This is a genomic window from Streptococcus australis, from assembly GCF_019930045.1.
Taxonomy (GTDB): Bacteria; Bacillota; Bacilli; order Lactobacillales; family Streptococcaceae; genus Streptococcus; species Streptococcus australis_D.
In genome coordinates this window covers 1-589 of sequence record NZ_JAHZQQ010000134.1, presented here as the reverse complement: position 1 = coordinate 589, position 589 = coordinate 1, and the positions used below count along the sequence as shown (strand labels likewise).

The window sequence follows — 589 nt, the reverse complement described above, 5'->3', positions numbered from 1 at the left end:
TAGCTCAAACAGCTGGAAGAACACTCGCTTAATCAGAGGAATGACTTTGTTGCACTTGACTTGACAATTGGGGATTTAAAAATATATTGAAATTCATTGAAATAGTAATTTTCAAAATAGGTTTTAAAAATCTGTTAAAACATCACAACACCTATTAATAATATAATTTATTTCTATACAAAATGCAATCAATTGATTGCATTTTCTTATTGAACGTGTTACTATTATATTAGAAAGGGGGAGAGATATGACACCCGAAAGCAAAGCAACAAAGGATGAAGTTAATACTTTTTTATTTGAGTTTAAAACGTTATTATCACAAAACGGGATTGTATTTGAACCTCGAACTTATACAGGTATCACTACAATAGGAATTGATATTACTCAAGCTGAACAAGAATTATTTTCTTTAACTTTTCATAATTATGATAGGGGGCCGACACCAGATTACAACGGAGATGGAACTTCTGTTTGGGAATTTGGTAAGATAATTGAAGATGAACTAGTTTATATAAAAGATAAATTGTAAAATATAGTGCAACAAAAAAACTCATAGCGTTTCATTGGGGTAAACTGTAAGTATTCACAC

General features: G+C 30.1%; 1 protein-coding gene. It reads left to right on the top strand.

Translation table 11 applies throughout. From position 1 onward, the window contains the following. Window positions 1-247 precede the first annotated feature (247 nt). Complete coding sequence (locus K1J10_RS10680) at window positions 248-529, top strand: hypothetical protein (RefSeq protein WP_223357360.1); 282 nt, start codon at window positions 248-250, stop codon at window positions 527-529. Window positions 530-589: the final 60 nt, after the last annotated feature.

What these genes read in the sequence shown, in the direction of transcription:
- K1J10_RS10680 (WP_223357360.1), top strand. Translation starts at nt 248, where the DNA reads ATGACACCCGAAAGCAAAGCAACAAAGGATGAAGTTAATACTTTTTTA.